At 64.8% G+C, this 22,235-nt stretch carries 24 protein-coding genes and 5 tRNA genes; 6 read left to right on the forward strand and 23 right to left on the reverse strand.

Features of this window, described 5'->3' with window-relative positions:
• Window positions 1-2: 2 nt before the first annotated feature.
• Both HFK18_RS20130 and HFK18_RS20135 read right to left on the reverse strand, forming a co-directional pair.
• Window positions 3-272 carry a hypothetical protein gene (locus HFK18_RS20130; RefSeq protein WP_089240177.1) on the reverse strand — a complete coding sequence of 90 codons (270 nt, stop codon included), beginning with the start codon at window positions 270-272 and terminating at the stop codon, window positions 3-5.
• A gap of 133 nt (window positions 273-405) precedes the next feature.
• On the reverse strand, window positions 406-1,110 hold the full coding sequence (locus tag HFK18_RS20135) for a winged helix-turn-helix domain-containing protein (RefSeq protein ID WP_180167605.1): 705 nt from the start codon (window positions 1,108-1,110) through the stop codon (window positions 406-408).
• Between the two features lie 177 nt (window positions 1,111-1,287).
• Here HFK18_RS20135 and HFK18_RS20140 point away from each other — a divergent pair, with 177 nt between their 5' ends.
• Window positions 1,288-1,857, forward strand: coding sequence for a flavin reductase (locus tag HFK18_RS20140; protein WP_180167606.1), 570 nt, complete (start codon window positions 1,288-1,290; stop codon window positions 1,855-1,857).
• A gap of 9 nt (window positions 1,858-1,866) precedes the next feature.
• On the opposite strand, the gene HFK18_RS20145 is transcribed toward HFK18_RS20140, so the two are convergent.
• From HFK18_RS20145 to HFK18_RS20165, 5 genes are all read right to left on the reverse strand, one after another.
• Window positions 1,867-2,412, reverse strand: coding sequence for a DUF4124 domain-containing protein (locus HFK18_RS20145; RefSeq protein ID WP_257216349.1), 546 nt, complete (start codon window positions 2,410-2,412; stop codon window positions 1,867-1,869).
• A gap of 90 nt (window positions 2,413-2,502) precedes the next feature.
• On the reverse strand, window positions 2,503-3,015 hold the full coding sequence (locus HFK18_RS20150; RefSeq protein ID WP_180167607.1) for a DUF998 domain-containing protein: 513 nt from the start codon (window positions 3,013-3,015) through the stop codon (window positions 2,503-2,505).
• Window positions 3,016-3,201: 186 nt separating this feature from the next.
• Window positions 3,202-3,275, reverse strand: a tRNA-Cys gene (locus HFK18_RS20155).
• Between the two features lie 66 nt (window positions 3,276-3,341).
• Window positions 3,342-3,417, reverse strand: a tRNA-Gly gene (locus HFK18_RS20160).
• A 154-nt stretch (window positions 3,418-3,571) separates the two neighbouring features.
• Window positions 3,572-3,647, reverse strand: a tRNA-Gly gene (locus tag HFK18_RS20165).
• Window positions 3,648-3,721: 74 nt separating this feature from the next.
• Here HFK18_RS20165 and HFK18_RS20170 point away from each other — a divergent pair.
• Window positions 3,722-4,177, forward strand: coding sequence for a hypothetical protein (locus tag HFK18_RS20170; RefSeq protein WP_180167608.1), 456 nt, complete (start codon window positions 3,722-3,724; stop codon window positions 4,175-4,177).
• 14 nt (window positions 4,178-4,191) lie between these two features.
• Here HFK18_RS20170 and HFK18_RS20175 read toward each other — a convergent pair whose 3' ends face one another.
• From HFK18_RS20175 to HFK18_RS20190, 4 genes are read right to left on the reverse strand one after another with little or no spacing between them, the layout of a single operon-like run.
• Window positions 4,192-5,103, reverse strand: a complete 912-nt coding sequence (locus HFK18_RS20175; RefSeq protein WP_180167609.1) for an HlyD family efflux transporter periplasmic adaptor subunit — start codon at window positions 5,101-5,103, stop codon at window positions 4,192-4,194.
• Window positions 5,103-5,828: an ABC transporter ATP-binding protein gene (locus tag HFK18_RS20180; RefSeq protein WP_180167610.1), complete on the reverse strand. Its 726-nt coding sequence runs from the start codon at window positions 5,826-5,828 to the stop codon at window positions 5,103-5,105. The genes HFK18_RS20175 and HFK18_RS20180 overlap by 1 nt, the downstream gene beginning before the upstream one ends.
• Before the next feature lie 10 nt (window positions 5,829-5,838).
• Window positions 5,839-6,978: an ABC transporter permease gene (locus HFK18_RS20185; protein WP_180167611.1), complete on the reverse strand. Its 1,140-nt coding sequence runs from the start codon at window positions 6,976-6,978 to the stop codon at window positions 5,839-5,841.
• A complete protein-coding gene (locus tag HFK18_RS20190) occupies window positions 6,975-8,315 on the reverse strand; it encodes an efflux transporter outer membrane subunit (RefSeq protein WP_257216357.1) in 1,341 nt (446 codons plus the stop codon). The genes HFK18_RS20185 and HFK18_RS20190 overlap by 4 nt, the downstream gene beginning before the upstream one ends.
• A 353-nt stretch (window positions 8,316-8,668) precedes the next feature.
• Here HFK18_RS20190 and HFK18_RS20195 point away from each other — a divergent pair, with 353 nt between their 5' ends.
• Complete coding sequence (locus tag HFK18_RS20195; RefSeq protein ID WP_180167613.1) at window positions 8,669-8,983, forward strand: hypothetical protein; 315 nt, start codon at window positions 8,669-8,671, stop codon at window positions 8,981-8,983.
• A gap of 65 nt (window positions 8,984-9,048) precedes the next feature.
• Here the strand turns inward: HFK18_RS20195 and HFK18_RS20200 are convergent.
• Window positions 9,049-9,124: transfer RNA gene (locus HFK18_RS20200), tRNA-Gly, on the reverse strand.
• 105 nt (window positions 9,125-9,229) lie between these two features.
• Complete coding sequence (locus HFK18_RS20205) at window positions 9,230-10,336, reverse strand: NAD(P)/FAD-dependent oxidoreductase (protein ID WP_180167614.1); 1,107 nt, start codon at window positions 10,334-10,336, stop codon at window positions 9,230-9,232.
• A gap of 467 nt (window positions 10,337-10,803) precedes the next feature.
• Between HFK18_RS20205 and HFK18_RS20210 the strand changes: the two genes are divergently transcribed.
• The 3 genes from HFK18_RS20210 (at window position 10,804) to HFK18_RS20220 (ending at window position 12,772) form a co-directional block, all read left to right on the forward strand.
• On the forward strand, window positions 10,804-11,265 hold the full coding sequence (locus tag HFK18_RS20210; protein WP_180167615.1) for a hypothetical protein: 462 nt from the start codon (window positions 10,804-10,806) through the stop codon (window positions 11,263-11,265).
• 120 nt (window positions 11,266-11,385) lie between these two features.
• Window positions 11,386-12,402, forward strand: a complete 1,017-nt coding sequence (locus HFK18_RS20215) for an SUMF1/EgtB/PvdO family nonheme iron enzyme (protein WP_180167616.1) — start codon at window positions 11,386-11,388, stop codon at window positions 12,400-12,402.
• Window positions 12,403-12,487: 85 nt separating this feature from the next.
• Complete coding sequence (locus tag HFK18_RS20220; RefSeq protein WP_180167617.1) at window positions 12,488-12,772, forward strand: hypothetical protein; 285 nt, start codon at window positions 12,488-12,490, stop codon at window positions 12,770-12,772.
• Between the two features lie 63 nt (window positions 12,773-12,835).
• Here the strand turns inward: HFK18_RS20220 and HFK18_RS20225 are convergent.
• From HFK18_RS20225 to HFK18_RS20270, 10 genes are all read right to left on the reverse strand, one after another.
• Window positions 12,836-12,911: transfer RNA gene (locus tag HFK18_RS20225), tRNA-Gly, on the reverse strand.
• A 242-nt stretch (window positions 12,912-13,153) separates the two neighbouring features.
• Entirely contained in the window at window positions 13,154-13,780 is a 627-nt protein-coding gene (gene pgsA, locus HFK18_RS20230) for a CDP-diacylglycerol--glycerol-3-phosphate 3-phosphatidyltransferase (RefSeq protein WP_180167618.1), read from the reverse strand.
• A 17-nt stretch (window positions 13,781-13,797) separates the two neighbouring features.
• Window positions 13,798-15,642 (reverse strand): excinuclease ABC subunit UvrC, encoded by a 1,845-nt coding sequence (gene uvrC / locus HFK18_RS20235; RefSeq protein ID WP_100552098.1) that lies wholly within the window; start codon window positions 15,640-15,642, stop codon window positions 13,798-13,800.
• Window positions 15,639-17,051 (reverse strand): hypothetical protein, encoded by a 1,413-nt coding sequence (locus HFK18_RS20240; protein ID WP_180167619.1) that lies wholly within the window; start codon window positions 17,049-17,051, stop codon window positions 15,639-15,641. Before HFK18_RS20240 ends, uvrC begins: the two co-directional genes overlap by 4 nt.
• Window positions 17,048-17,536 (reverse strand): low molecular weight protein-tyrosine-phosphatase, encoded by a 489-nt coding sequence (locus HFK18_RS20245; RefSeq protein WP_180167620.1) that lies wholly within the window; start codon window positions 17,534-17,536, stop codon window positions 17,048-17,050. The genes HFK18_RS20240 and HFK18_RS20245 overlap by 4 nt, the downstream gene beginning before the upstream one ends.
• Window positions 17,533-18,306: a 3-deoxy-manno-octulosonate cytidylyltransferase gene (kdsB, locus tag HFK18_RS20250; protein WP_180167621.1), complete on the reverse strand. Its 774-nt coding sequence runs from the start codon at window positions 18,304-18,306 to the stop codon at window positions 17,533-17,535. Before kdsB ends, HFK18_RS20245 begins: the two co-directional genes overlap by 4 nt.
• A gap of 75 nt (window positions 18,307-18,381) precedes the next feature.
• Window positions 18,382-19,401 carry a tetraacyldisaccharide 4'-kinase gene (lpxK, locus tag HFK18_RS20255; RefSeq protein WP_180167622.1) on the reverse strand — a complete coding sequence of 340 codons (1,020 nt, stop codon included), beginning with the start codon at window positions 19,399-19,401 and terminating at the stop codon, window positions 18,382-18,384.
• Window positions 19,401-21,149, reverse strand: coding sequence for a lipid A export permease/ATP-binding protein MsbA (gene msbA / locus HFK18_RS20260; RefSeq protein WP_049469016.1), 1,749 nt, complete (start codon window positions 21,147-21,149; stop codon window positions 19,401-19,403). The genes lpxK and msbA overlap by 1 nt, the downstream gene beginning before the upstream one ends.
• The gene (locus HFK18_RS20265) at window positions 21,146-21,568 is read right to left on the reverse strand and encodes a biopolymer transporter ExbD (protein ID WP_025875217.1); all 423 of its coding nucleotides are present in this window, start codon (window positions 21,566-21,568) and stop codon (window positions 21,146-21,148) included. Before HFK18_RS20265 ends, msbA begins: the two co-directional genes overlap by 4 nt.
• 3 nt (window positions 21,569-21,571) lie before the next feature.
• A complete protein-coding gene (locus tag HFK18_RS20270; RefSeq protein WP_025875219.1) occupies window positions 21,572-22,234 on the reverse strand; it encodes a MotA/TolQ/ExbB proton channel family protein in 663 nt (220 codons plus the stop codon).
• Between the last annotated feature and the right edge of the window lies 1 nt (window position 22,235).

Below are 22,235 nucleotides of genomic sequence, written 5' to 3' on the forward strand. Positions count from 1 at the left end.
GATCAGTGACCCAGCGTACCCATGGTGAAGGTATAGCCGGAGCGCATGAGGAAGTCGCGCATGCGCAGCTCAGCGCGCCGGGGAGACGGAAGATCCGGCGGGCCATACAGCGCATAGACCACGCCAGCGCCCTCGATGCGCTCGCGGCGCACATCACAATGACGGCTCTCCGAGGCGAGGACCCAGCCGTCCTTCAGTTGATCGGGGCCGATCGACTGCCCGTTCTTCAGCCGGAATGTAAGCCAGCGCACATCTGCGGTGGATCTGCTCATTGCCCGCCAGCTGCATCGTGCATGCAGCCCCTCATGTCCTTGCCTGCCATTGCTGCTCCCGAAGACCAGAACTCGACCATACCCCGTCGCCATGTCGTGGCCGGCTGAGACTGACAGGGGCACATGGTGGGTCTCAGTCGCCCACGTCGAACAACCTGCGGAACGCTTCCTGCCCGGCGGGTGTGACCCGCAGTTCGCGGCGCCCCTCGAGGCGATGCAGCCAGCGGTTCTGCAGGAAGCTCTCCAGCAGTGCTTCGCCGACCATGCCGGCCATGTGCGGGCGCCGCTCGGTACAGTCCAGGCACCCTCGGCAGTAGCGCTCGGGCTTCACCTGCGGTGATCGCGCGATCAGCTCTGCCAGCGGCTCGCCCACGGCGCGCAGGACGTCAGCGCCATGAGCCGAGATCTGCCAGTGGCCTGCCGCCGCGGTGATCGCTCCGGTGCCCAGCAGATGGTCGGAGATGGCGACGGCGTATTCACCAGCCAGGTGCCGATAGCAGGTACGCGCCCGGCGGAAGCCGCCATCGACACTTACGGCTCGCGGAGAGAGCGGCGGCCGTTGATCACTGAAACGCAGGATACCTTCCAGCATGTCGGCGACTTCGGTCGAAGCCAGACGGTGATAACGGTGACGTCCCTGCACAGCTACGGCCAGGATGCCGCCATCAAGCAACCGCCGTAGATGACTGCTTGCCGTCTGTGGCGAGATGCCAGCCACGCCAGCCAGCTCGGATGCCGTGTGTGCGCGGCCATCCATCAACGTCAACAGCATGGCCGCGCGTGCGTGGTCACCGACCAAGGTGCCGACATTGATGAAAGAGCGGGAGGTCTGGACCATGGCCACAGTGTGGCATGCCGCCTGCCACTCATTGTTCGACCTGGATCGAAGCGTCCGCGCCGTTCCACAGGGCACAGTGATCGCCCGCAACCCACGAGTTCAAGCATGCCACCGGAAGACATCCAACGCCGCTGTATCACTCCCTCCGTGCTCTATCCGGGAACGCCGGTGGTGCTGATGACCACGCTGAACGAAGACGGCAGCGCGAACATCAGTCCGCTTTCTTCATTCTGGGCGTTGGGCGACCGCGTGGTACTAGGCATCGGCGAACAGGGCCAGGGCTGCAGCAATCTTCTGGCACGCGGCGAATGCGTACTGAACTTCGCAGATGCCACGCAGGCGACGCAGGTTGAAGCCATCGCCCGCGCCACCGCGCGCACCCCTGTGCCGGATTCGAAGCGTGATATGGGTTACGTGCATGTGCGTGACAAGTTCGCACTGGGCGGCTTCAGCCGCGTCGACTCGGTGCTGGTGGCACCGCCGGCGATCGCCGAATGCCCGCTGCAGGTGGAGGTGGTACTGCTTGCCTCGCATCGACCCAGCGGAACGCAGGATCAGGGCTTCATGATCGTCGAGGGACGGATCTGCCGGGTGCATGCACACGAAGCGATCACCATTGCAGGTACCCAGCACATCGACGTGCAGCGCTGGGCACCGCTGATCTATCTGTTCCGCCACTATGTGGGCACCACCATTCCGGTGGCGCGCAATTTCCGTGCTGACGCTCCTTCGCAGCTGACTGCATGACAGCCGCGATCAGGAAGAAGACGCTGGCGCGTTCGAGTACTTCTCGTGCACCTCTTTTTCGCGGTCGCGACGCGCGCTCGAACACCGCTCGCGCGCTGTCGACATCTGGCTGTCGGCCGAGGTCCGTTCCGAGCTCAACGACTGCTGCAGGCTGGAAATCTGCGCGCGGATGCCAGATTCGCTGGTGGCGCCGGCCAGATTGCTGCTGGCAGCGGCCAGTTGCCGGTTCAGATCGGCCACCTGCCGATTGACCGCCTGACTGCGCGATTCGAACGGGCCATAGATGCGCGACTGCTCGCTCTGCAGACAGTTGCGCTCGGCAATGCCGGCGTCATTCATTTCGGTAGTGCGGTAGACCGCGGTGCGGTTGGCAAGCTCGCCAACCGATTCCGATGCGGCGCGGTTGGAGCGCAGCTTCATCGGCTCCGCGCCCGCAGCACACGCGTTCTGCGTGTAGATGGTCTCACCGGACGCACCCTTGCACTTGTAGACCTGCGCCGACACCAGCGGCGCGACCAGCAGCAGCGCCAGCGCGATGCCAGGTTTCATGTTCATGCCAGACCTCCTGTCCGGGGCCCTGCGGCCCGTTTGGCCATACGCTACGACTGATCGTGCGTCCGGGCAAATACCCTCACGCCCGGCGAATCAGCGGCGGAATGAACGCAGCTCCAGCGCCGCCACGGTGTACCAGCCGAACGCCGGCAGCAGCGCAAGGCGCTGGGTGAGGCCGCGATAGGGCCCCGGGTCGAAGCCGGACATCATCAGCCACAGATAGGCCATGCCCAGCAGCGAGCTGGCGCGCGCAAACCATGCCATGCGCGTTGACGCCTGTGGGCCCAGCTCTGCGAGGAACAGCAGCGGGGTCAGGATCGAGAAGATGCCGATGCCATAGAGGCCATGCATGGGGCTGCCCGTGGTGAAGACGCCATTGCTGACCATGGACACCCCGAACAGGCTGGAGGTGAACACAGTGAGCGCGAAACGGCGGCAGTAGGCGAGCAACGCGAGGCTGAAGAGGATGATGGCCGAGCCACTGACCAGCCCGCCGACCTGCACCGCCCTGGCTGGCAGCCCCGGCATCAGGCCAAGCTCGCTGAGGTGCTGGGGGAGCGAATGGTAGTCGGGCACGGTGAATGCAAAGGCGATCAGGGCCAGCATGGCGCCGAGGGGGATGTACACGGCTTGCTGGATCGCCAGGTTTCTCACTGCGGTCACCACTGCAGAAGAGGAGAGCGGCGACGTTAGCAGCCGGCCCCGCCGGGTCGCATGTGCATTTTGGTACAGCCTTCCGACGCCGGACTGCGTGCAAAGAAAAAGCCCTGACCGAAGTCAGGGCTTTTCAATTGGAGGCCTCAAGCGGAATCGAACCGCTGTAAACGGATTTGCAATCCGGTGCATAGCCACTCTGCCATGAGGCCAACGTACTGCAATCAGGAACGACGCCCCTGACATGACAAAACCCCGCGATGGGGCCTGTCGGAACATGGAGCGGGAAACGAGACTCGAACTCGCGACCTCAACCTTGGCAAGGTTGCGCTCTACCAACTGAGCTATTCCCGCATAAGCCGCCATGGTACCGGAAGCCCGGGACACACACCAGCCATTTCACAACAGTTTTCACTTTTCTGACTGCGCGCAAAGCCTTGTGGCTCAACATGCCCCGCCTTGCCGTGGCGGGAGAAAAACAAGGCCCCAACCGGGGCCCTGTGCAATCTGGAGCGGGAAACGAGACTCGAACTCGCGACCTCAACCTTGGCAAGGTTGCGCTCTACCAACTGAGCTATTCCCGCAGATTCTCCGACCTGCGTCGAAGGAGCGCTATTGTGTCGAAATTCCTTCACGCCGTCAACAGCCCGCCTACCCGATGAACCCGGCCACGAGACCTCGCTACGCCCGCCTGTTCTGGATCCTTGTCGCCCTCACCTGGCTGGCGGTGGTCGCCGCATTGGTCAATGCGGGCTTCACCCCGGACTACTGGATGTTGCGGCACTTCGAAGGCGGAACCCTGCCCTACCCGACCAGCAGCGTTGTCGTGTTCGCGCTGTTGAGTACGGTCGAGCTGGTGATCGCTGCGCTGATCGTGCGCCCCTGGAGATTCGACCGCCTGTGGCTGCGACTGTTGATCGCCGTCGTGCTGCTGCTGGCGTGGACCTTCCCGTGGCTGGCGTCGATGATGCACCAGCCACCGGTACAGGGAATGCACCTGCTGTGGTTGCTGCTTCTGGACGTGGGATTGCTGCTGGCGCTGTGCGTGGTGTCACTGGTCAGTGCGTGGCGGGCGTTTGCCAAAAGGAAACAAGCAGGCCGCGCGCGCTCATAGAGAGAGCGGCGCAATTACTTCCGGAACTCCACCCGCACGTGCTGGCCGACGCGCGCCTTTGCCGCACTCTCGAACTCCAGCACGCACTCCACCACTTTGGCCACGCCGCGCCCTGCATCCTCCGGCAACCGCGCCGGTGCGAACACAGGGCTGATGCGGACCACGCGTGCCATCGGCAGCGGCTTGCCCTCGGTGCCATCGCTATCGATCACTACCGTCGCGCGCATGCCCACCTGCACTGCATCGGCATAGGCGGCGCTGAGCTCAGCGCGCACCTGCAGGGGCCGCGCCGGCAGCAATGAAATCGCCGGCTTGCCGGCCGGCACGAATGCACCCACGCCGGGCACCTGACCGACCACGGTGCCGGCATCCGGCGCGGTCAGCGACATCTGCCGCAGTTTGAGCCTGGCGTGCTCCAGTTTGTGCTGGGCCATCTCGACCTGCGCGCCAGCCACATCGACATCGGCGCGAACGCCAGCCAACTGCTGCTTTGCCGCGTCGGCCTGCTGGTTGGAAGAGACGCCTTCGCTGGCGCCGGTGGCAAGACGCGTGGCGTTGCGCTCCAGCTCGCGCAGCTGTGCCTGGCTGCCCTTCAGCCGGTCGGTAGCCAGCGCGAGATCGGCGTTGGCCATGCCCACTTCCTGTTCAAGCAGTGCGCCATCCAGGGAGAGCAGGACATCGCCCTTGCGGACCACCGCCCCCTCCTTCACCGGCGCGGTGCTGACGGAGCCATCCATAGATGGGACCAGTGCAATCAGCCCGCCTTCCACATCGATGATGCCGCGGGCGACGGCCACCTTGTCCGCGCTGGTGGATGTAGATGCGGCCGGCTGTGCGGGTACGGGTGCATCCTTGCTGCAGGCACCCAGCAGCAATGCCATGCCCAAGGAGAAGCTCAGGGAGAACAACGGCGGCAATCTGGTCATCAGTTGGGCTCTACGGTTTCGTTCTGGCGGCGGTCATCGCGGACCGTGCCGTCTTCCATGGCGATCACCCGATCCGCATGGCGGATCAGGCGTGGATCGTGGCTTACGCACAGCACCGTGGCCTGATGTGCGCGTGCATAGCGGTGCAGGATGTCGATCACGCGCTGGCCGTTCTCGGCGTCCAGTGCGCTGGTGGGCTCATCGGCAAAGATCAGCGTGGGTGACTTGGCGAACGCACGGGCAACCGCCACGCGCTGCTTTTCGCCGCCGGACAGCTGCGCCGGGCGCATGTGGCTGCGATGCGAGAGGCCGACCTCGTCCAGCGCCTGCCGCGCCAGCGGCTCGCTGTCACGGTTGCGCATTCCGCGATAGCCCAACGGCAGCTGCACCTGTTCCAGCGCGGTCAGTGCCGGAAACAGATTGAAGCCCTGGAACACGAAACCAACATGATGCAGGCGGAAGCGCTCCACCTCACTGCGGGTCATATGGCTGACGTCCTGGCCAAGCGCATGCACGCGGCCGCCATCGGGCGTGGAGAGTCCGGACATCAGCGATAGCAGCGTGCTCTTGCCGCAGCCGGAGGGGCCCGACACCAGGGTCAGTTCGCCGGGATAGATGTCCAGCGACAGGCCACGCAGCACGGGAACGTGCACATCGCCGGACACGAAGCCCTTTTCCAGTGCGTCGGCACGCAGGGTCGGGGACGTGATGGAGGTGTTTTTCATCGGTCGCCCCTCAACGCAACAGCAACGATGGATCGGAACGGACGACGCTGCGCACCGCCATGATGCTTGACAGCATGGCCATCACCGCGACCAGCGCCACGCAGCCGAGAACCACCATCGGCGTGAGCTGTACCGGCACGCGCTGGGTCTGCGCCGCCAACAGCACCACCGAACTGAAGGCTGCGGCCAGCAGCATGCCGACGCCGCCGATCAGTACGGCCTGTTCGAACACCACCCGCGCCAGTGCGTAGCGGCCTGCACCGAGCGCGTTCAGCGTGGCGTACTCGCGTACCGACCCGGCCACCACCGCCGCGAAGGACTGGTTGGTGATCACCGCGCCGACGAAGCAGACGATGACCGCCATGAACAGCACCGCGATGCCGGCACCGGTGTCGAACAGCCAGTACTGCTGCGAGCGGCTGGCAAACTCCGGGGCCGTCCAGAATTCGACGGGCGTGGCGCGGCCCGTTGAATCGTTGAGGCGATCGCGCACGCGACCTGCCAGTTCCGGTGATCGCGTGCCCGCCACGAAATAGGTACTGCCTTCATGCGGGTCGGTTCCGGCGATGGCACGCGCGGTATCCAGTGATGCCAGCACGTTGACGCCGCCAAGACCACGCAGGCCGGGTTGCGCGGCGACCACACGCACGGCCTTGCCGTTGATCCAGGCCTGGTTGCTGCGCAGATCAACGCCCAGCGTGTCCAGGTCGGCGCTGTCGACGATCACCGCCCCGGGTTCGCGCAACTGCGCACGCAGGTCAGGCGAAAGGATGCGCGAGAACATCATCGCGTCGTTCGCCGTCGAGATGCCGGACAGGTAAACGGACACGTTGCCGGTACCCTGCGCGCTGGAGCGCCACTCGCCATCGACCCATTCGTACGGCTCGACGCGGGTGACATCCGGGTCCATGCGCAGCCGGCTTTCAACATCCACGCTGATCGCATGGCCGTAGTTCACGCTCTGCGTACCGGCAAAGCCAGCCCAGACATCGGCGGTCGATGCCTTCACGTAGATCGCAGCGGTGCCGAAGATGCCCAGCACCAGCGCTGCCTGCACGATCAGCAGCACACCGGCGAAACACATGGCCAGCACCACCGGCAGGAACCTGCGCCACTCGTAAACCAGCGTTTTGCGGGCAAGCGCGATCACTGCGCGCCGCCTTCTGGCTCGACCGGCAAGGGTGCGCCGCCCACGGCGCGATACAGCGATGCGAAGGCGAGCACGCGCGCACCCTGCGCACCAATCAGATCGGCATGCGCGGACAACGCCGTACGCTGGCTTTCCAACCCGTCGAACTCACTGGAGAGGCCAAGCTGCACCTGCCGGGCCTGTCGCGCGACCTGCTGCCGTGCAGTTTCGTCGGCCACCTGCAGCGATTGGATGCTGCTGTCCTGGCGGGCCAGGCTGCCCAATGCATCTTCCACTTCCGCCACGCCTTGCAGCACGGCCTTGCGGTAGGCCAGCAATGCCGCATCCAGTTGCTTGTCGTCGGACTGGTAGCGCGCGCGACGCTGGCCCCAATCCCACAGCGGAATGTCGATGTAGGGACCGATCGATGGGCTGGAATCGGAGTTGGAGCGTGCGTTCTGGGTGAGGTTGTAGGCGTACAGGATGGAGCCGCCCAGGCTCAGTTTCGGGAACATCGCCGCGCGTGCGCTGCCCTTTTCGGCGGTGGCCTGCAGCACATCGGCCTCGGCCAGCAGGATCTGCGGGCGATGGCGTAGCAGATCAGCCGGCACCTGCTGCAGGGTGAAGGTGCTCAAGTGCGGCGGCGTGCGGTAGGCATTCCAGGCCGGATCCGGCCCATCGCGCCCCAGCAGCAGCGCCAGCGCACGCGCGGCGTTACCTGCGTTTTCATCCGCCTGCGCAATGGCAGCGCGTGTGGCAGCCTGCCGCGCACGCAGACGATCCAGTTCGCCAGGCTCGTCCAGATGCAGGCGCTGCCGCACCAGCCCCAGTTGCTCGCCGCGTGCGTCAACGGCCTGTTGCTTACCCAACAGATCCGCCTGCGCCTGCGCGACGGAAAGATCCAGATAGCTGCGCACTACATCTGCGATCACCGCCACCTGTGCGGCATTGCGCAGTGCTTCTGCATTTCCGTTGGCCGCCTGCGCGCTCAGTCGGGCACTTTCCGCTGCGCCAAACAAGCCAAGATCCCAGATCGCTTCGACACCGGCGTGGAAGTAAGTGTCGACCGCGGCGGCGTCCTGCACCTGCTTTGCACTGGCCGTTATCTCCGGACGGAAGCGCGCATCGGCGGTGCCCGACACCAGGCGTACCGCCTGCAGCCGCAGCGTGGCCTGCTGCAGGTCCAGATTGCCGGCGATCGCCTCTTCCACCAGTGCGTTCAAGCGCGCATCGGCCAGCACCTTCCACCACTGCCGCGCATCGACCGCGACGCCCTGCACAGGGGCGGCTTGATTCCAGACCACTGGAGTGCGATCGGGCAGATCGGGAACCGGCACCGACATGCAACCTGCCAGCATCGTGCTGGTCAGCACCGCTCCAGCAGCTACGATGATGCGCGGGAGCGCGGCATACCGTTTGACGGACGCCGCGGTGAAAGTGAAACAACTGGCCACCCGCCCACCTTCGTGGAGAGAGAAGCCGAGGAGGCTACGCCGCGATTGTGGAGTGGGCATGGAGAATCAGTCGGAGCTGCGTTACAGCGCGTATGCGGTGCCTGCATTGCGAACCCTCGGCCTTTCCCCAGCCTTTCACGGGCGCCGCGAAGCTGAACGCTGGACTGTTCGCGGGCGCTGCGGCACATTGGCCTGAACGCTCCTACCGGCAGGCTATACGCTTGAAATTAAGTCCTTGCCGCGCGCTCGGCATCTTCATGGCCGTGCTTGTCGTGGGCACGATGGCGATCTGCCTGGCCACGCCACTGGCATCGAACGCGACCATGCTGCTGATGGACCGCAGCAACTTCATTCCCGCGCAGTCGTCGATCTTTTCCTTCGAGCCCTACGTGATCAACAACGGCTCGTCGAACTACTGGCTGTATGGCCAGGACCGGACCTACTACTACCACTTCACCTACCAGACCGACGCGCCTTATCTGTACATCCCGCGGAAAAACACCTGCGCCGGCTTCGGCCGTGCGGACGTGCGCACCTGGTGCAGTGCGAGCCGGGGTATCCCACGCGGGTGAGGCCGCATCCGGATGGCGGCGCGCAAACGAAAAACGCCCCCTTGCGGGAGCGTTCTTCTTGAATCTGGAGCGGGAAACGAGACTCGAACTCGCGACCTCAACCTTGGCAAGGTTGCGCTCTACCAACTGAGCTATTCCCGCAGATTCCGTTCGACCTGCGTCGAAGGAGCGCTATTGTGTCGATATTGCTGCACGGCGTCAACAGGATTCTGCAGCCCTTTTACCGGCCAGCGTTCAGCTTCCGGATCACGCCCGAACGCCCCGTCGGTGGAAGTAGATCTGTTCGGCCAGCCGGCGTACCGGACCGGTACACAGCAGCGCGTCGACCGGCCAGTCCCGCTGCAGATGGTCCATGGCCCAGCGCAGTACGCGCTTGCGGTGAAAGGTGGGCGCCGCCTGTCGCGCCACCTGCTCGGCGGCTGGCCCCTTGCCGCGCCGATGCAGGCCGATTGCATCGCCGACCGCCCAGCCATGCCGCCATGACGAGTGGATGCCTCCGGCCGACAGCGGCGAGACGACACCCGCCGCATCACCGGTAAGGATCACGCCGGGCGCGGTGATCGGGCCATCCGGCAACCCGCACGGCACCAGCCCCGCGCGGGTGCCGGCAGCCTCGGCCGCGCGCGGAAGACCCACCACGTCGCGCACATGTTCAAGGAAACCCTCGATATCCGGCGGGCGGGCATGGGCGGGATCGTGGCGCAGGGCCAGCCCCACCTGCACACCGGTGGGATTCTGCGCCGCCCAGCCGATGTAGCCGGGTGCGAAGCGGCGGCTGACAAAGCAGTGCAAGGCGTCGCCTTCCGGCAGCTGCACGCCGGCAAACTCGCGCTCGACGCCGTACAGGTTGTCGCGCACCTGGCCCAGGCCGGTGCGCAGCGCGACGCGTGAACGCGCGCCGTCAGCGCCGACCAGATAGCCGGTGCGCCCCACCCCTTCAACCTGCCATGCGTCGCCGTCGCGGCAGGCCCCGGTGAACGACTGCTGCAGCCGCAGGTCCACGCCACTGGCACGCAGCTCGCTGGCCAGCCAGCGCATCAGGTTCGGTGTATCGGTGGTGAGGAAGTAATAGCCCGGTGCGGCCAGCAACACATTGCGCAGGTTCGGTGCGTACAAGCGCACGCGCGCCACGCGCTGCACCAGCTGTTCGGGCATGCGCCCCAGCCAGGTCTGTTCCATCGCTTCCTTCACCACGATGCCGGTGGTGTGCAGGCGCTCGCCGGGGTCGGCCTTGCGTTCCAGCACGCAGACGCGCAGGCCGTACTGGGCAGCAGCCAATGCGCAGGCGGCACCGGCGAAACTGGCGCCGACGATGACTACGTCGTGGTCGTAGGCGGGGGGAGTGTGAGGCATGGCTGCATCGCCGTGGAGGACTGGAGATGCAGCTTCGAACGGCTGCGTGGTGAGGTGATGGGGTGGCGGTGAAGTGGGGATGAAGCGGTGGATTGTTGGCGAGGGATGGCGGATTTCAAACTAATTGCATGGACGTGACTACCGCCGGGCTCAATAGTCCATCACTCCCCAGTGGTGCCTGTCAGGTGCAAGAAATCGAAGCCCCCTGAATGGGCTCAAGAAATCGTCGATGAAACGCTAGAGCCCAACGGTAAAACCGCCATGATCTGCGGCTAATGCAGTCGCACCATGAGCCCAAATATCAGGTACACGCTTGCTGGGGGAAGAGCGGAATCGCCATTGAAAGTGCCAAGGGGCGAATGGCTGGAAGCGAAGAACACTGCAGAATGAGATCTTCTTTACCACTCAGGCACAGAACCCTGAAGGAAACATGGCCCTCGGCCACTTTGCAGCAGGAGGAAAGCAACATGAAGAACGCAACGCGATTTTTCCTAAGCGATGTCAACTTCGGTGACTCACTGCCCGGACTGATCACAGATTCACTTGTGGCCTTGCTAAAGACCAACTTCCCCGGAAGGGACTATTTCATTTCGCTCTACTCGAAGCAGAATGGAGGATATTTTGATTGCGGTGCATACATCCACAGTGAAGACCCCCAAGAGCGGAATTCGACCGACCGCGACAGATTCGAAGTAGAGGCATTCAACTTCATACCCACGACTAAAAATGAGAAGAGCTGGAGACTACCGTCGACAGCTCAAGCCTCCAAATTCAGGGAAGTACACTACAAATTGAGCACCACCTTCCTCTCACACCATATCCTTTTCGCGAGCGACGATGGCGACAACAACTTCTGGCTAGACACAGAAACCGGGATAATTCCTACACGAAAACGGAAAAACTCACGAGCGAACCGAATGCATTACTAGTCGCCCAGGACTTTCGAACCTTCCGCCATACGATCTGGCCGTAATCCGAATTACCCGCGACGCCGCAAGCTTGGTTCTTGCGGCGCGGACATTGCTTGAGTAAATATAACTGGAGTGGTCGTGAAGATTTTTAAGGCGTCTATATTTTTTTTGGTTTCTTTGAGTTTGTCAGGCTGCGACCAGCTGGCGCGTGGAATTGATCATAAAGAACTCAGGATAACTCCGACAGAGATGAAGCACTTTGTCGAAGAAGTAAAAATGGACTTGGTATTTGTTGAGGGCGGTGAGTATTTGATGGGGGATTATGGCTTACAGCATGGGGCGGAGCAAATGTCTCATGACTGGGATAAAGACAGTCGGCCAGTACATAAAGTCAAACTGAGCACCTTTTCTATTGCAAGATTTAAGATCTCAAATAAAGAGTTTGAGATTTATCTTAAAAGCAATGGCCTTAATTTGCGCTCTTTTGAGGAGGGGCAAAGACAGGAGGATTGGAAGAATATTCATTCTTTACCTAATTTGCCAGCGCATATGGACTGGTATGAGGCCGACCGCTATTGCAACTGGCTGGCTAAAGTGTCCAACCTTCCTTTCTCATTACCCACTGAGGCCCAGTGGGAGTACGCGGCACGCAGCCGCGGTCAGTTTATGATGGTTGCCACTGATGACGGCACTTATAGGCAGACAAATGATGATTTTACTGAATATGGGGGAGGGCCAAAAGGAATTAACATTTCCACATATCGAGATCGTGAGGAGTTTGCTAGAAAAATGGGGTGGACAACGGACGGGCTTACGCCCTTGCCGGTAGACAGGTTCCCCCCCAATCCGCTGGGCCTTTATGCCATGTCGGATAATGGGCTGGAGTGGGTCAAGGATTGGTATGACGAAAATTATTATCAGCACTCTCCTGAAGTTGACCCCCAGGGGCCGAAAGCACCAGTTACCAAGGACTACTATGGCCGGGATACAAAAGTTGCACGTGGCCAGGCATATGCCAATCCGAGCTGGGGCGGAGGAGTGAATGTGCACAGAACCCCTGAGAATCCGCATGGTTATGCATTTGAGCATGAAATGATTGTGTTGGGCGATAAAACGGCCAGGTGTGTTGTTAATAGCCACAATCGGATTGAGTAGCGGCGAGCTTCACATTTCAGGGCAGCATTTGAATGCAGGCCACCTGAAAGGCGGGTAATGATTTTATTATTTTGCGCCTAATGATATGCGCGGAGTTACTCGTTTTGGAGACAAACTGGGCGATCCACCACGCTGGGCCAACCGCGAGGTGTGCGGCATCCATGCGGTGATGATCAATGCGCAGAAGGCCATGCGCGAGGAACTGGCACGGTCCAGCCTGGCCTCGATCGCCGAGGGCGTGCAGGGCAAGGGGCGACCGGCGAGTTTCGCGGGAGATGTGCAGGAGTGGTTTGCGGACCGCCAGGTGGCACGCGAGGAAGCACGCATCACCGGCATGCGTTCGCGTGCGGCGGCGCAGGATGATGATTGATCCGCGTGGGCACGGCCGCGCATAACGAAAAACGCCCCCTAGCGGAAGCGTTCTTCTTGAATCTGGAGCGGGAAACGAGACTCGAACTCGCGACCTCAACCTTGGCAAGGTTGCGCTCTACCAACTGAGCTATTCCCGCTTGGGAGGCGAAATTTTACCTATTCTGGAAATGGCGTCAAGCGCTTTTTTCGGGGTCAGCGAGGCGCCTTGCACCGCGTATCCACGCATGGCGTGGATCTACTCCACGCCCCCACAAATCGGTAGATCCGCGCGTGGATGGACGCTTCAGTAGATCCACGCCATGCGTGGATGCGGGCGGCGATGGGGTCAGAGCCCTTTCCTGCGGAAAGGGATCCGACCCCGGTGCTCCGACCCCGGGGCTCAGTTGCCCAGCTTCTTCTGCCGCGAACGCTCGCGCGCAGCGCGCTCGTCGTCACGCAGGCTCGGCCAGGCGGCGTGCAGGTACTGCAGGCCCGACCACAGGGTCAGCACCGCGGCAATGGCCAGGGTCCAGTCACCGATATGGAATACCGGCGGGCCCATCCAGATGTCGTTGATCGGCACGTTGGGCGCCACCGAATACAGCAGGCACAGCAGCGCGACCATCTGCGCAGTGGTCTTGACCTTGCCGATCATCGCCACGCGCACTTTGGCGCGCTGGCCGAGTTCGGCCATCCACTCGCGCAGCGCCGACACCGCGATTTCGCGGCCGACGATCACCGCCGCCCAGAACGCCATCCACGGCGTCGGGTGGCCCTGCACGATCAGGAACAACGCCACTGCCACCATCAGCTTGTCCGCGACCGGGTCGAGGAAGGCGCCGAACGCCGACTCCAGGCCGTAGCGACGCGCGATCCAGCCATCGAGCCAGTCGGTGATCGCAGCCAGGCCGAAGATCGCCGCCGATGCGAAGTTGGTCCAGGTGTAGGGCAGGTAGAACACCAGCACCAGCACCGGGATCATCACGATCCGCAACAGGGTCAGCCAGGTGGGCAGGGTCAACGTCATGCGGCTTGGTTCTCTCTCTACTCGGCCGGATCAGGCGCGGCCAACCCGTGCAGGTTAGCGTAGATGCGCGCCGCGAGGGCGTCATTGATGCCTTCCACCTTGGCGATTTCCGCTTCTCCGGCGGCTTTCAGGCCGACCAGGCCGCCGAAATGCTTCAGCAGGCTGGCGCGCCTGCGCGGCCCGATGCCGGGGATATCTTCCAGTTTGCTGGTCATCCGGGCCTTCTGCCGGCGCCCGCGATGGCCGGTGATGGCGAAGCGGTGCGCTTCGTCGCGCACCTGCTGGATGAACTGCAGGGCCGGATCCGCCGCACCCGGGCGCAGTTCGCGACCATCGGGCATCACCAGGGCTTCGTGGCCGGCACGGCGTTCCACCCCCTTGGCCACACCCACCAGCAGCACGCCTTCTACGCCCAGATCGGCCAGCGCCGCCTGCGCCTGTGCCAGCTGGCCGGCGCCACCGTCGATCAGCAGCACGTCCGGCAGCACGCCCTGCTCTTCCACCGCGCGGCGGAAACGGCGGTCGATGGCCTGGCGCATCGCGGCGTAGTCATCGCCCGGCTCGATGCCACTGATGTTGAAACGGCGGTACTGCGCGCGCACCGGGCCGGCAGCATCGAACACCACGCACGAGGCCACGGTGGCTTCGCCCATGGTGTGGCTGATGTCGAAGCACTCCACCCGCTTCACCGGTTCGGCCAACCCCAGCATCACCCGCAGTGCTTCGCTACGGGCGTGCTGCGCGGTGCGGCTGTTGATCTCGGTCGCCAGGGTCAACTGCGCGTTGCGGCTGGCAAGTTCCAGGTAGCCGGCGCGCTCGCCACGGACGTTCCACTTCAACTGCACCTTGCGCTCGGCCGAGGCCGACAGCGCCGAACCAATCAAGTCGGCATCAGGAATTTCGCGGTCGAGCAGGATCTCGCGCGGCGGCTCGAATTCGATGTAGTACTGCGAAACAAAGGCCGCCAGCACTTCGTCCGGACTTTCCTCGCCGTTGGTGCGGGGAAAGAACGGACGGGTGCCCAGGTTGCGGCCGTCACGGAAGGCCAGCAGCATCACGCAGGCCTGCGAGCCCTGCATGGCTACCGCCAACACGTCCAGGTCGGCCGCACGGCCGTCCACGTACTGGCGGGTCTGCATGCTGCGCAACGACGTGATCAGATCACGCAGGCGCGCGGCCTGCTCGAATTCCAGCGCCTCGCTGGCGGCCTGCATCTGCTCGCCCAGCTCCCGGGTCAGCTCATCGCTCTTGCCCTCCAGGAACATCGCCGCGCGGCGCACCGACTCGGCATAGTCTGCGGCCGGCACCAGTTCCACGCAGGGCGCGCTGCAGCGCCCGATCTGATACTGCAGGCAGGGCCGCGAGCGGTTGCGGAACACGCTGTCTTCGCAGCTGCGCAGCTTGAACAGCTTGTGCATCAGGTTCAGCGTCTCGCGCACCGCGGTGACGCCCGGATACGGCCCGAAATAGCGCCCAGGAATGGCGCGCGGGCCACGATGCAGGGCGATGCGCGGCCAGTCCTCGCGGGTCAGCAGCACATGCGGATAGGTCTTGTCGTCGCGCAGGGATACGTTGTAGCGCGGCGACAGTGATTTGATCAGCTGGTTTTCCAGCAGCAGCGCTTCGGCTTCCGAGCGCGTCACGGTCACGTCCATGCGCACGATCTGCGAGAGCATCGACATGATGCGCGCGTTCTTCGGACTGCCGTTGAAATAGCTGCCTACGCGGTTGCGCAGCGCACGGGCCTTGCCGACGTACAACAGCGTATCGTCGGCCGCGTACATGCGGTACACGCCCGGGGCGGTACTCAGCTGGGCCGCGAATGCCTTGCCATCGAAGGACGGGACGGGAACAACGGTCATTCGCTGATCGGCACTTCGCTGAGCACGCCGCTGTCAGGGTCCAGACGCAGTACGGTGTGGGAATCTGTCTCGGCGATCCATACGGCACCGGCACCGACGGCCAGGCCGGCCGGGGCGTGCAGGCGCCGCGGCAAGGGCTGGGTGGTCAGTTCGCCGCCGCCCAGGCGCAACGTGCGCAGGCGGCCATTGCCGGTATCGGCGATCCACAGCAACGGCGCATCCGGGCTCAGCGCGATCGCCTGCGGGAACTGCAGGCTGGCCTGCGCGCGCGGGCCATCGTCTTCACCGAAACGCCAGGTGCCCTGCCCGACCAGGGTCTGCACCAGATCGCCGCGCAGCTGCAGCGAACGGACCGAAGACCCCAGCGCGTCGGCCACGTACAGCACCTGCTGGACCACGGCCACGGCGGTGGGCTGGGCGAACGCGGCCAGGTGGCCACTGCCGTCGCGCTCGTCGATGGCGCCGCTGCCGGCACGCCACTGCAGGCTGCGCTGGCCGAGGTGATAGCTCCAGATGCGGTTGTCGCCAGCCATGGCGATGTGCAGCTGGTTTTCGGCGATGGCCAGGCCAACCGGATGATCCAGCGACACCTGCCGAGGCTGCGCCACCGGCCCTTCCTCGGGAGCACCCGGACGACCGTTGCCGCACAGGGTGTCGACCAGGCCGGTCAGCAGGTTGATGCGGCGCACGGCGTGGTTGCCGGTGTCGGCCACGTACAGCGACTCGCGCTCCAGCGCCAGCGCTTGCGGCCGGTGGAAAGCGGCTTCGGCGAGGTTGCCGTCCATGAAGTCGGCGGTGCCCAGGCCGAACTGGCGCAGCACGCGGCCGCCATGACTGCATTCAAGGATGCGGTGGTGGCCGCTGTCGGCGATGTACAGCCGTTCCTGGTTCACCGCCAGCCCCATGGGGAATCGCAGCGCCTGGCGCGGCTCGGGGTGCAGTTCGCTGCCGCCGCGCGAAGGGGCCGACGGCGCACCCTCGCAAAGGGCATTCAGGGCCCGCTCCAGCTCGCCGGGCACGCCCTGGCCGATCAATCGCTGCTGTTCGCGCCCCTGCGCGTCCAGCAACACCATGGTCGGCCAGGCGGTGACACCGAAGCGGCGCCATCCATCCCAATCGGCATCGAGCAGCACCGGCATGGTCAGGCCCTGGCGGCGCAGCAGTTTCAACGCAGCCGTGGCATCACGCTCGAAATCGAAACGCGGTACCTGCAGCACCAAGGGTTGCAACTTGCCGGGGTGGCGTGACAGCCACTGGCTGAACTCGGCCAGCCGTTGCGCGCTCCACGCGGAAGCCGCGTTGACGAACAACAGCGCGACCGGCCGGCCACGCAGTTCGGTCAGGGTGCAGGGCGCGGCATTGAGCCAGGCGGCGAACTCGGGCAGGTCCGGGACGGGCTGGATGTTCATGGCCCGATTATGCCGGAGTGGGCGTGATGCAACAGGCGTGCCACGGTACGTTCGGCAGCGGCGTCGACCAGCGACCAGACCTGCTCGAAATGATCACTGCCACCGGTATAGGGGTCGGGAATCGCGCGTTCGCCCTGCCCGCCCGACCACGGCAGGTACAGCGCCAGGCGCTCGCGCTGGGCGGAGGTGGCAAGGCGCGCGGCATCACGCAGATTGGCCTCGTCGGCGCACAGGATCCAGTCGAAGGCGTCGAAGTCCTGTGGCTGCAGCTGCCGCGCGCGCAAGCCGCCGAGGTCCACGCCATGCCCGGCTGCGCACGCAATCGCACGCCGGTCGGGTGGCTGGCCCACATGCCAGTCGCCAGTACCGGCCGAATCGACCTGCACCCGCCCGGCCAGCGCCGAGGCATCCAGGCGGGCGCGCAGCGCGCCTTCGGCCATCGGCGAGCGGCAGATGTTGCCGAGGCAGACGACCAGCAGCTTCATCGCGCCGCCATCGCCTGCAGCAGCGTTTCGGCGCGCTGCAGGTCTTCAGGGGTGTCGATGCCCGGCGGGAAGGGTTCGGGCGAGATCGCCACGGCGATCGGGTAGCCCGCTTCCAGCACGCGCAGCTGCTCCAGCGATTCCACCTGTTCCAGCGTGCCCGGCGGCATCGAAGCGAACTGCTGCAGGAAGCCGGCTCGGTAGCCATAGATGCCTATGTGGCGTAGCCACTGGTGGCCCTCGGGCAGGGTCTCGCGGCTGCGGGCGAAGCCATCACGGTGCCAGGCGATCGGCGCACGGCTGAAGTACATGGCCTCGTTGCGCACGTTGCGCACCAGCTTGACCACGTTCGGGTCGAACAGCGTGTGCGCGTCCTCGACCGGCGTGGCCAGGGTCGACATCGGCGCGCTGCCTTCCACCAGTGCCGCTGCCACGGCGCGGATGCCGGCGGCGGGTGCGAACGGCTCATCGCCCTGCAGGTTGACCACGACGGTGTCATCCGCCCAGCCGGCGATGCGCGCGCATTCGGCCAGGCGATCGGTGCCGGAGGCATGCGAAGCCGCGGTCATCGCCACCTTCACTTCTTCCAGGCCGGACAAGGCGTCGGCAATGCGCTGGTCGTCAGTGGCGACCCAGACCTCACCCGCGCCGGCCTGCAGCGCGCGTCGGGCCACATGCAGCACCATGGGCTCTCCGCCCAGCAGGCGCAGCGGTTTGCCCGGCAGCCGCGAAGCGGCGTAGCGGGCCGGGATGGCAACAACGAAGTCGGTCATGCGGGCGGTACTCGGCAGGCGCGATACAGCAGGAATGCGGCCGGCGGCGTGCATTTGCAAGCGCCGCACGGCCCCTCAGTTCGGTCGCAGCTTGTCCAGGCGATCGGTCAACGCGATCCAGAAAGCAGCAGGCATCTCGGCACGCAGCGGCACGGCGTACTGCCAGTCGTTGGCGAACGCGCGGCACTTCACGGCATCCTTTTCGGTCATCAGCACCGGCAGCTGGCTGCCAAAGGACAGATCCTGCGGCTGGTAGGCGTGATGGTCGGCGAAGGCATGCGGCACCACGCCGATCGCACGCGCGCGCAGCATGTCGAAGAAGCGTTGTGGATGGGCGATGCCGGCCACGGCATGCACGCGCTGGCCCGCGAAGTACGAGAGCGGACGCGCCCGTCCACCAGCCAGTGGTTGTGCACTGTCGATGTGCAGGGCCATCGGCCATTGGCCGAAGCCGCAGGCCTGGGCAGCCGTCGCTTCATCCGCCTGGCCAAGATTGATCACACGGAAATCGCATTCGGCGGCGCGGCTGACCGGCTCGCGCAGTGGGCCGGCCGGAATCATCCGTCCATTGCCATAGCGACGCTGGGCATCGACCACCTCGATTTCGATGTCGCGCGCCAGCCGGTAGTGCTGCAGGCCGTCATCGCAGACGATCACGTCGCAGCCGGCGGCGATCAGCGCCTTGCCCGCCGCCACGCGATCGCTGTCCACGCGTACCGGCACGCCGGTCTTCCAGGCGATCAGCACCGGCTCGTCGCCACCAAGGGCGGTCGGCGTATCGGCTTCCACCCAACGTGCCTTGTCCGCTTCTTCGCGGCCATAGCCGCGACTGGCCACACCGGGCTTCCAACCCGCTGCGCGCAGGCGCTCGACCAGGGCGATGGTCAGCGGCGTCTTGCCGGTGCCACCGGCGGTGATGTTGCCGACCACGATGACAGGCACAGCCAGTGCATGGCGCTTGCGCCAGCCACGCCGGTACAGGCGCCGGCGCAGCGCGGTGACGCCCGCGTACAGCGGTGCCAGCAATCGCATCGGCCACGGAACCGGGCTGCCGTCATACCAGTACGGCGGGGTCTGGGTACCTTTGCCCGCCATCAGTCCTGCCTTTCGCGGAACTGCATGTTGTGCAGGTGCTGGTACAAGCCACCCATCGACAGCAGTTCCTGATGGGTGCCACGTTCAACGATGCGGCCATGGTCCATCACCAGCACCTGGTCGGCATGCTCGATGGTCGACAGGCGGTGCGCGATCACCAGCGTGGTGCGCTCGGGCATCAAGCGCTGCAGCGCATCCTGCACCAGGCGCTCGGATTCGTTGTCCAGCGCCGCGGTGGCCTCGTCCAGGATCAGGATCGGCGCATCGCGCAGGATCGCGCGGGCGATCGCCAGGCGCTGGCGCTGGCCGCCGGACAACAGCGCACCGTTTTCACCCACCGGCGTCTGCAGCTGCTGCGGCATGCGTGCGATGAACTCCCAGGCATTGGCCGCTTCGGCCGCCGCGCGGATCTGCTCGTCGGTTGCATCCATGCCGTAGGCGATGTTGGCCGCGATGGTGTCGTCGAACAGCATGACCTTCTGGCCGACGATGGCCACCTGCCTGCGCAGATCAGCCAACGGATAGTCATCCAGGGCGACGCCATCGAGCGTGATGCGGCCGCCGTTGGGTTCGTAGAAGCGCGGCACCAGCCGGATCAGGCTGGTCTTGCCGCTGCCGGAACGACCGACGATGGCGGTGACCGTACCCGGCCTGGCAACGAAGCTGATGTCGTCCAGGGCGATGCCGCTGTCTTCACGGTAACGCAGCATGACGTGCTCGAACGCCAGTTCGCCGCGTACGCGCTGCACCGCATGCTTGCCGTCGTCGCGCTCGACCGGCATGTCGATGATGCCGAACAGGCGCTCGGCAGCGGCCACGCCGCGCGAGATCGATGTCTGCACGCTGGTCAGCCGGCGCAGCGACGGAATGATGGCCATCATCGAGGTCATCAGGCCCATGAACTGGCCCGCATTGAGCTTGCCGGCCAGCGCTTCGCGGGTGGACACCCACACGATCACCGCCAGCGCCAGCGCCGCCAGGAACTGGACCACGCTGGAGGCCGCCGCACGGGTCACTTCCACCTTCATGTTCAACGCCAGCATGCGGTTGGCCAGGCGCGAGTAGCGCGAGATCTCGTGCTGCTGGGTGCCGTGCACCTTCACTTCCTGCTGCGCGGCCAGCGACTGCTCGGCGGTCTGCGCCATGGTGCCCATGCCGTCCTGGATGCCGCGGCTGATGCGCCGGTAGCGCTTGCCCACGTAGGAGACGATCACGCCGATCAGCGGCACCACCACCAGCATCGCCAGGGTCACCTTGACGCTCATCTGCAGCATTACCGCCAGCATGGCGATGATGGTCAGGGTGTCGGCGACCACGGTCTTCAGCGCGTCGGCACTGGCCTGGGTGACCTGTTCGGTATCGAAGTTCAGGCGGCTGACCATCACCGGCGTCGCCTCGGCGTCGAAGTGCGAGGACGGCAGGTGCAGGTACTTCTGCAGCACCTGTTCGCGCAGGTCGCGGACCACGCTGCGGCCGGTCTTGGCCAGCGTGTAGTCGCTGACCCAGGTCGCCACGCTGCGCATCAGGAACAGGCCGAGAATGGTAAGCGGCAGGATCACCGCCATGCGCGGCTCAGGGTTGACGAAGCCACGGTTGACCAGCGGCTCCATCAACTTGGTGAAGTGATAGCCGGCCAGCGCTTCGACCACCATCGCGATGACCGCGCCGATCATGAAGACCCAGTAGGTGCGGGTATAGCCCAGCAGACGTTTGTAGATCGGCCACACTGGCGCGTGATGGGAACTCATGGACGCACCTCTGGCGCTGTTGCAATGGCGATACGACGGAAGCCGAGCTGGCCCAGCGCATCCTGCGCGGTGACCACGGCCTGGTAAGGAGTGCGTGCGTCGGCACGCAGCAGCACGGTCTGTTCGCGATCGCTGCCAGCGACGGCGGCGATCGTCTGCTTGACCGATTCGACGTCGCTGCGCAGCACTTCCTGATCGTTGACGAAGTAGCGGCCATCCGCGTTGATCAACACGCTGAGCGAGCGCGGCGGCTCGTTGGTCTGCTGCTGGCTGGCGGTCGGCAGCTGCACCTGCAGGGTTGATCGCGCATCGAAGGTGGTGGTGACCACGAAGAAGATGATCAGCACCAGGATGACGTCGATCAGCGGGACCAGGTCGATATGCGGTTCATCCTGGGACCGGTCGTTGCCGATACGCATCGATCAGGCCTTTGCCGTGGCGGCGGAGGACGCGCGCGCGGCGGGAGCCGGGGTCATCACCCCGGGGCGACCATCCAGCGTATCCAGCAATGCACTGGCTTCCTGCTCCATCTCCACCACGTAGCCGTGGATGCGGCCTTTGAAGAAGCGATGGAACATCAGCGCCGGGATCGCCACGATCATGCCGGTGGCTGTGCACACCAGCGCCTTGCCGATACCGCCGGCAAGCTGGTTCACATCACCCACGCCGTGGTCGAGGATGCCCAGGAACATCTGGATCATGCCGACCACGGTGCCGAGCAGGCCCAGCAGCGGGCCGGCCGAGGCGATGGTGCCCAGCGCGTTGAGGAAACGCTCCATGCGGTGCACCAGGTGGCGACCGGTGTCTTCGATGCGCTCGCGGATCTGGTCGCGCGGGCGGTTGCGCGCTTCCAGTGCGGCGGCCAGCAGGGCGCCCAACGGTGAATTGGCCCGCAGGGTCTGCAGGTGCGCCGGGTCGAGCTTGCCGCGCGCGGCCCAGTTGCGCACTTCCTGGCCCAGGCCAGGCGGCAGCACCTCGTTACGCCGCAGGGACCAGAAACGCTCCAGGACGATCGCCAAAGCCAGTACGCCCAACAGCAGCAGCGGCACCATCGGCCAGCCACCGGCCTTGACCAGTTCCCACACG

It is taken from the genome of Stenotrophomonas sp. SbOxS2 (genome assembly GCF_013416715.1).
In the GTDB taxonomy this organism is placed as follows: domain Bacteria; phylum Pseudomonadota; class Gammaproteobacteria; order Xanthomonadales; family Xanthomonadaceae; genus Stenotrophomonas; species Stenotrophomonas lactitubi.